Source organism: Sulfurovum sp. bin170, from assembly GCF_010892395.1.
In the GTDB taxonomy this organism is placed as follows: Bacteria; Campylobacterota; Campylobacteria; order Campylobacterales; family Sulfurovaceae; genus UBA1140.
The window spans coordinates 1-8,260 of sequence record NZ_JAACKB010000236.1; the positions used below are offsets into that span (position 1 = coordinate 1).

At 33.8% G+C, this 8,260-nt stretch carries 8 protein-coding genes; all 8 read left to right on the plus strand.

What is annotated here, in order from left to right; genetic code table 11:
* Positions 1 to 945, plus strand: a 945-nt coding sequence (locus GSY74_RS05620; protein WP_164664124.1) for an O-antigen ligase, incomplete at its 5' end; no start/stop codon positions are given.
* Positions 926 to 2,134 carry a glycosyltransferase gene (locus GSY74_RS05625; RefSeq protein WP_164664125.1) on the plus strand — a complete coding sequence of 403 codons (1,209 nt, stop codon included), beginning with the start codon at positions 926 to 928 and terminating at the stop codon, positions 2,132 to 2,134. The genes GSY74_RS05620 and GSY74_RS05625, both read left to right, overlap by 20 nt.
* Positions 2,131 to 3,129 carry a glycosyltransferase family 4 protein gene (locus tag GSY74_RS05630; protein WP_164664126.1) on the plus strand — a complete coding sequence of 333 codons (999 nt, stop codon included), beginning with the start codon at positions 2,131 to 2,133 and terminating at the stop codon, positions 3,127 to 3,129. The genes GSY74_RS05625 and GSY74_RS05630 overlap by 4 nt, the downstream gene beginning before the upstream one ends.
* A 17-nt stretch (positions 3,130 to 3,146) precedes the next feature.
* Positions 3,147 to 5,222, plus strand: coding sequence for a hypothetical protein (locus tag GSY74_RS05635; protein WP_164664127.1), 2,076 nt, complete (start codon positions 3,147 to 3,149; stop codon positions 5,220 to 5,222).
* Entirely contained in the window at positions 5,203 to 6,741 is a 1,539-nt protein-coding gene (locus GSY74_RS05640) for a hypothetical protein (RefSeq protein WP_164664128.1), read from the plus strand. Before GSY74_RS05635 ends, GSY74_RS05640 begins: the two co-directional genes overlap by 20 nt.
* A gap of 1 nt (position 6,742) precedes the next feature.
* Entirely contained in the window at positions 6,743 to 7,267 is a 525-nt protein-coding gene (locus tag GSY74_RS05645) for an acyltransferase (protein WP_164664129.1), read from the plus strand.
* Between the two features lie 206 nt (positions 7,268 to 7,473).
* Positions 7,474 to 7,755 carry a type II toxin-antitoxin system RelE/ParE family toxin gene (locus GSY74_RS05650; RefSeq protein WP_164664130.1) on the plus strand — a complete coding sequence of 94 codons (282 nt, stop codon included), beginning with the start codon at positions 7,474 to 7,476 and terminating at the stop codon, positions 7,753 to 7,755.
* Positions 7,756 to 7,764: 9 nt separating this feature from the next.
* Positions 7,765 to 8,094 (plus strand): HigA family addiction module antitoxin, encoded by a 330-nt coding sequence (locus GSY74_RS05655; protein WP_164664131.1) that lies wholly within the window; start codon positions 7,765 to 7,767, stop codon positions 8,092 to 8,094.
* Positions 8,095 to 8,260: the final 166 nt, after the last annotated feature.

Genomic DNA, 8,260 nt, shown 5'->3' on the forward strand with positions numbered 1-8,260 from the left:
ACCAGATTGATTATTGTAACACTTAATCTACTTATATTATATGTTGTTTTTAAACGATACAATCTTGAACAGACCATTCTTTATGGTATTTTATTGGGTGGACTCTATAATATTTTAATCGGACTCACTATAATTGATCCTGGTTATGAAATTTTTCAATTTGGAAGATTTGCGGGAAGTGTTGGAAACTCAAATACACTAGCTAAGACTATGCTTTTAACTATTTTTTCCAGTTTGGTACTCCTATCCTATAGCTCCATACAAAATTGGTTTAAAATCTATAACTATCTAAGTATTATTCTCTCTTTCTATATTATTATCCTAACGGTCTCAAGAAAAGCGATGATTCTTGCTCCTCTTATGATTTTACTCTCCTTTTCATTTAAAAGCTTAAAGATAAAAAATATTTTACTATTTATCATCATATTCTATGTAGCTATAAAGCTTTTTACTATATATGGAGATGCCCAACAACTTGAAAATATACTCCTGCTTGTAGAGAGAAGATTTCTTGGAATGTTTGATATGATGGGTGGGCAGTCTGGTGATCATAGTAGTGCAGAGAGAGCACACCTAATAAGCGAAGGATTCAATATCTTCTCAGGGGACCCTATATTTGGAATAGGGCTAAATAATGCTAGACATTTTTTAGGTAAATATACACACAATAACTACTTAGAGCTACTGATTGGTGTAGGTATTATTGGTACGATATTTTTCTATAGTATCTATGTCGTAACACTACGCAATATATATTTCATGCCAAAGTCACAAATCAGAAAATACTTTTTTGTTATGATACTTATAGTTCTGCTTATGGATATGGGTACGGTCACATACTACACAAAACCTCTACTCTTTTTAGTGCTATATATCTATTTTGTAGCAGAAAAAGAGATTGAAAAAACAGATTTAAAGGATAAAAATGTTCAAAAACGAAAATAGGGAGAAGATTATCTTTATTATTCATGAGATGAGTATGGGTGGTGCGACGCGTGTCATCCTAAATCTTGTGAATAATTTAGAAGAGGATAAGTTTGAGACTCATCTAGTTGTGTTCAACAACAGAGGCTCACTTCTTCCCAAGGTTAAAAAGAGTGTTACCATTCATAACCTCAACAGCTCTAGGGTACTACTTGGAACACACAAACTACTCTATCTACTACTAAAAGAGAGACCCAGCGTAGTGTTTACAGGTATTACCCATGTCAACTTAACCATTGCGATGTGGATTCCTATGTTAAAACTTCGTCTAAAAAATACAAAATTTATAACCAGAGAGGTAAATATACCAAGTGTTCGTGCAAAATATCTAAAAAAATCTAAAAAAATGGACTATATCTATAGACGAGTCATCACGAGATTTGATAGAGTCGTTGCACAATCTCAATATATGAAAAGTGATATTATCTCTACCTATGGCGTAGATGCAGAAAAAATCACGGTAGTCAACAATCCTCTGGATGCACAATCTATCAATGAGCAACTAAAACAGAGAGGTGATAAAAGATTGCTTCCTCCAGATAAGATAAATATTGTAGCAACAGGTATGTTACGACAACAGAAAGCTTTTGAAAAACTACTTGATGTTTTTGCACTGCTTGATGATAGGTATCATCTGCATATTATTGGAGAGGGACCTGAAAGAGAGATGCTTGAGAGGAGGATAGATGAGCTTGGAATTGAAAAAAAAGTAACACTGCAAGGTCTACAAAAAAATCCCTATCCCTATATAAAAGAGGCTGATTTGGTGGTTCTAAGTTCACGATATGAGGGGTTCCCAAATGTTCTCTTGGAAGCAAATACCTGTGGTAAATTTGTAGTTGCAAACGCTTGTCCAGGAGTCAATGAGGAGATTATTATAGACAAGGTAAATGGTGTTTTGGTAGAAGATAACAATAGCGAAGCATTTGCAAGAGCTATTGAACAGTATGCGAATATGCGTCATGATGAAGAGAAGATTATAGAGACAATTGGGCGTTATAATGTAAAAAGTATTGTAGAAATTTACAAAAATATATTTACAAAAGACATCTCGCAAAACCTCTTGGAATCGGAGACTTTAGTCCCGAATATTACGAGGCTGAAGCCATCGGTTCCTAGTTTTACAAGAAGTCTAAAGAGAGAAGAATGAAAATATTATATCTAGTAAATGGTATAAGTAAAACCTCTATACCGTGGAGATGGTCTACCTATTTCAATCAACACTTCAAAGATAATAGCATAGAGCTTTTAAGTATAAAATCAGCTCTTATGAGATTATGGTCTATCAAAAAAGAGGTCAAAATAGTGCATGGACATCACATTAAAGCAATGGCACTATATCTCTTGATAAACTCTATACTCAGGCTAAAAACCCTCTTTACCGTTCATGGTTCATATCTATTTCTATCAAAAAACAATGCTCGATTATTAAAATTTATTTTTAGATTTTCAGACAGAGTTGTTTTTGTCAATCAGATACTCTATGATACATTACCAACTTCATATAAACAGAGTATTGAGGGTAAATATGAGGTCATTTTAAATGGTGTTGAGACCAACTATAGATATAAAAAAACAGATATTTATGAGAAGTTCAATATAGAAAAAACAGACACTATCTGTTTTCATCCAGCTCGTTTTGTAACAGAGAAAAATCACATTAGACTAATAACAGCAATAAAACCACTTATAGAAAAAAACCCTAAACTAAAACTGGTTTTAGCAGGTAATGGAGAGCTACAAGAGAAGATAGAGTCTCATGTGAAATCGCTAAAATTAGAAAAAAATGTCATCTTCTTGGGTCTAATAGAACGAGATGAGGTCTATAACTTCTTGGAGCATTGTGAGCTATTTCTCATGCCATCTGTCTCAGAGGGTCTCAATATCGCATTTTTGGAAGCCATCTCAATGAAAACAAAAGTGCTGGTCAGTGATATTGAGCAGTTTACTTATCCTCTCAAAGCTTATAACTTAGAGTCCAAACTACTAAATGTCACTTTTGTTGACCCTTTAGATGAGAATAGTATCAGCGAGGGTATAGAGAGTGCTTTAGAGCAGAAACGAAACTTAACATATGATTGTGCAGAGTTCTCTTTGGAGAGTATGATGCAAAAATATGAAAAAATATATCAATCAATAATTTAAAAACAGTAAGGTAAAAGATGTCAAATTTTATTAAAAATTTTCTTCAAGAGCTTGATAATCGAGATATAGATTATCTACATTGGAAAAGCAATACAAATATAGAAAAAGCACTTATAGGTGAAGATGATTTAGATATTCTTGTTGACCCCAAAAAAAAGTATGAGGTTTATCAACTCTTTAAAGAGCTGAATATTCTTCGTGCTTATTCAGAAAAAGACTCTTGGCAAAATGAGATTTTTCACTACTTTGGAGTGGATATAGAGGCTCAAAAGATGATACATATTCATCTACATTTTCTGCTAGAGGTGGGTTATGACTTTGATAAGAGTGTCAACCTTCCTATTATCGAGAACTATATGGCATCCAAAGAGCATTACAAGAAGTCTGTCTATATTCCAAGTGTCGAAAATGAGTATATTCTATTGATTATTCGTCTGATACTAAAAAATGGCTTAACTCCATTTCTTATGCTTCTCCCTACTGGACAGTGGTCTCTCTACAGGAGACAAAAAAGCAAAAAAGGTATCATCCAAGGCTCTGCGTATAGAGAGTATTTGGATCTGCGAGAACGAAGTAGTAGAGAGAAAATATCAGAGTCATTAGATAGTATATTCTCATTTGTAGATAGAAGCCTTTTTTATGAAGCAGAGCAGGTTATAAAAGAAAATAGCTCTCTAATAGACTACTTTACAAAGAGTAGAGAGATGAAAAAAGTGCTAAAACCATACTCTTATCACTCTGCTTTTGTCTCATTCTTCAAATCACTCTATCGTATTAACCTTGTGCGTTTTGGAAAAGTTTCAAAAAAGAGGGTAAAATCTAAGAAAATACCTGCCAATGGTGGACGAATCTTTGCTTTTGTTGGGGGTGATGGTGCAGGAAAAAGCTCCAATATTGAGAAGTTGGCATCAACGCTTGGTCGCCACTACTTTGTTGAGACCATACATATAGGACGACCCAATCGAGCAGGAGAACCAAAACAGTATTTTATTGGTCGGCAGATAAATAATATAGGAAAACTATTTATAAAACTAGGTCTATCCAATTTTGGAAATGCTTTAAGTTTAGTTGGATTAGCTGTTGAGAGAAAACAGGCTTTTATCAGAGCTCAAAAGGTGAAATCCCAAGGGGGAATAGTTATTCTTGACCGAATTCCTCTTGAGGGAGTAACAGAGATGGATGGACCAAGAGTAGCCATATCATTAGGAGGAAAACAGAAGTTTCTGGCAAAAATAGAGGAGAGACTTCACCGTAGTATCCAAGGTATAGATAGATTGATTGTCCTAAAATTAAATCCTCAAATCGCACTAAAGCGTCGTCCAGAAGATGACCCAGATAAGTTACTGATTCGTTCTGGCTCAATTTGGAAACATGACTTCTCAAATAGAGCTAATACAATTGTTGTAGATACAGAGAATAGTTTCAGATATGTAGAGGAGCAGATACTCAAAAGTGTCTGGTCATCAATTAATGATAAAGCAAAAATATCAGAACTTATAGGTTTAGCAGGAACAGGTAAATCAACATCTAGAAAATCTCTACAGAAAATCTATCCTCAGGCAAAAGTTACACTCCAAAATGAGAAAAAAGGAGCCTACCTTCTGAAAAATAGTTATAAATATCTAAAAGTATATATGAAGGCTAAAAAGATTAAATATACCCTCTTAAGATCGATTATAAAGATAGATATTTTTTTACATGATTTGAAAAGTGGAGAGTATAGAGGTGACCAACAGCTTATTTTAGACCAAGGTTCAATCTTCTACACAATACTGCTAATGATAGAGTTACCAGAGTTAGAGAAGATTTTTTTAGCAAAACTAGCTGAGGTACTCTACTACTACGATGAGGTTATCTATCTGGAAGCACCCGTAGCTGTTTTATGCGATAGAATCAACAGTAGAGAACAGAAACATAGAGTAAAAAATATGGATGAGTCTCTACAGAGAGAGTTTTTAGAAAAATATATCGAGGCATTTGATAAAATTTTAGCACTATGTCACTCACAAGGGGTGAGAGTTCATCGTATAGATAGTCATAAAAACGGTCCAAATAGAGTGGAGGAGATGGTTAATGGCATCATGCACCAATAGTAGTCAAAAAGCCATTATAAAAAGAGGGGGGCTTAATGCTAAGACAGGTCTAGTTCTTTTTTTTATTAATACCATTACCGCATTTATCTTAAACCCCATTTTAGTAGGCTACTTTGGGGCTTATTTTTTTGGTATTTGGAAATCAATTGACAAATATTTGGGTTTTGCCTCTATCGCTGATGGAAAGGGGGTTCAAGCCCTTAAATGGACAATTGCAAAAGATGAAAGCAGTGAAGATGAAGAGCAGAAAAAGCGATTTGTTGGCTCTGCAATTATTGTATGGGCGATCTTTTTACCAATATTAATAACCATAATCGTAACGATTGCTTATCTGTCTCCTACACTTATCTCTAATATTCAAGAGAGCGACCAAGGTCTTGTCTTAACGATTATTCTGCTTTTAGGACTCAATCTTATTATTACCCCTCTTCTAAATATCTCAGAAGCTGTTTTGGTAGGTACAAACCGAGGTTATCTGGTAAACTATATTCGAATATCTTGGCTTATTATCACCTTTATTGTCACCTATATGGTTGTGTTTTTAGAGTTTGGATTGGAGGAGTTAGCCATAAGCGTGGTACTCATTACACTGCTAAGAGGAGTCACCTATTTTATTGTGGCAAAAAAAGAGGTCTCATGGTTTGCCACGATGAAGCCGACAAAAGCTGAATTGAAATCATTTTTCAAATTCTCTTCATGGAAACTAGCATGGTCTTTTGTTGCACGATTTTTAATGGCAAGTGAGGTGATATTTTTAAGCATTCTAATTGGTCCCTCTTTGGTCTCATCTTACATCTTTACAGCCTATCTAGTCGTTACAGGTATCTCAATTACAGCCATTGTCACCTCATCATTTAACCCTGGTATTGGTCGGATGTACGGAGGCGGAGAGTATGATGCATGTCAAAGAGTGATTGGGAACTTACGAGAGGCTGTTTTGGCTTTTTCCATATTTATAGGAGCTATTATACTACTGTTAAATCAGAGTTTTATAACCCTATGGGTAGGAGAAGAGCTATTTTTGGGTTCATCTGCAAATCTTCTAATTGTGTTTATTCTGATTCAACTGCTACTAATTCGCAATGAAGCATTTCTGATTGATGTGAGTTTGACCATTAAAAATAAAGTTCTATTGGGTATGAGTTCTATTATATTGAGTTCACTCTTTGCTATTGTAGGATACCACTATATTCACCCATCAATTACAACCATATTTATAGGTATTTTTCTAGGGCGTTTACCCATCCTATTTATATTCCCAATCATGGTCAACAAGATTATGAAAAATGAAAAAAAACCAACTTTTTCTCTAAAACTATCTATCTATATTATGATAATTTTAGGAGTAAGCTACACCATTGGTACTCAACAGATATTTGACTCTTGGTGGACACTCATTCTACTAGGTGGATTGGAGAGTTTGGTTTTAATGGGTGCTGTTTATCTGTTTCTACTGCGTCAAGAGAATCAGGTACTGATAAAAGATAAATTTTTAAATAAGATAAAAAAAAGGATATAAGTTGATAAATGGAATAATAAGTGTATCGAGAACCCTTTACTTTAGAATATTACCTAAAAGTATGGTAGCTAAAATAAGAGGTGTTCAATTTGGTAAAAATTGTAACTTTCACACGATAGATTTTGGAAGCGAACCCTATCTCATTAAAATGGGCGATAATGTAAGAACAGCAGCCCATGTAAGTTTTATTACGCATACAGGATTAGGACCTCTACGAAATATCTATCCAGAGCTTAGCAATGCAGATTTTATTGCCCCCATTATTATTGGGAACAATGTTCAAATTGGTAGTGGGGTCACCATATTAGCAAATACCACAATAGGTGACAATGTAATAATAGGTGCAGGAAGCGTCGTACAAAAAGAGGTGAAATCCAATAGTATCTACGCTGGAATACCTGCAAAATATATCTGTTCACTAGATGAGTTTAAAGAGAAAAATATGAAGAACTTTTCTGATACAAAAAATTTGAGTAGAAGAGAGAAAAAGGAATTTTTGTTAAAGAAATATGATTTTATCACTTGAAAGATGTAATGAGAAAAAAGATATGAGAGTAGTTTGGTTCCTTTTAATTGTTATTTTTTATGTATCACACCTAAAGGAGGTGTGACAAGTAAATAAATCTATATATTTACGAGGATTAATTTTGCTATTGAGGTGGATGAGTAAAATATTATGCTCTAATTAGTAGAAAAACTTTACATATAACGACATAAGTGCTATAATAAAAAATGATTAAAACATTTAGATGTAAAGAGACCCGTAAAGTTTATGAGCGACAGTTTTCAAAAAAATTACCTCATGAGATTCAAAGAGTGGCTTATAGAAAACTTTTGATGATAGATTCAGCAATAGATGTCGAAGACCTTAGAGTTCCTCCTGCGAATAGATTAGAAAAATTATCAGGAGATAGAGAAGGGCAATATAGCATTAGAGTTAACAAACAATTTAGAATCTGCTTTATATGGCAAGATGGTTTTGCTTTGGATGTTGAAATAGTCGATTATCACTAGGAGAAAAAAATGAATAAAATAGAACCAATACATGCAGGAGAGATACTTTTAGAAGAGTTTATGCAACCATTTAAAATTAGCCAAAATGCTTTAGCTAAATCACTAAATGTGAGCCCTCGCAGAATCAATGAGATTGTCAACAGAAAAAGAGCTATTACAGCAGATACGGCTTTACGCTTGTCTAATTTTTTTGGAAATAGTGCGGAGTTTTGGATGAATCTTCAAAACAAGTATGAGTTAGAAATGGCAAGAGATAAATTGTCTAAAGGTATTGATAAAGAGGTAAAGCTTTATCCTGCTTTACTTGATGGTATTTATACTCAACAGTTAAATTATTAGAGATAAGTACAAATCAAGACAATACAGTATATACTTTAAATATAAACTATAAAGGATAGTCATGACAGTGACAGCAAAAGATTTAAGATTTAATATCTCTATGCTTTTTGATATGTTAAGTAAAGGCGAAGATATTTTGATAACTTATCGAGGAAAAGCAAAAGCT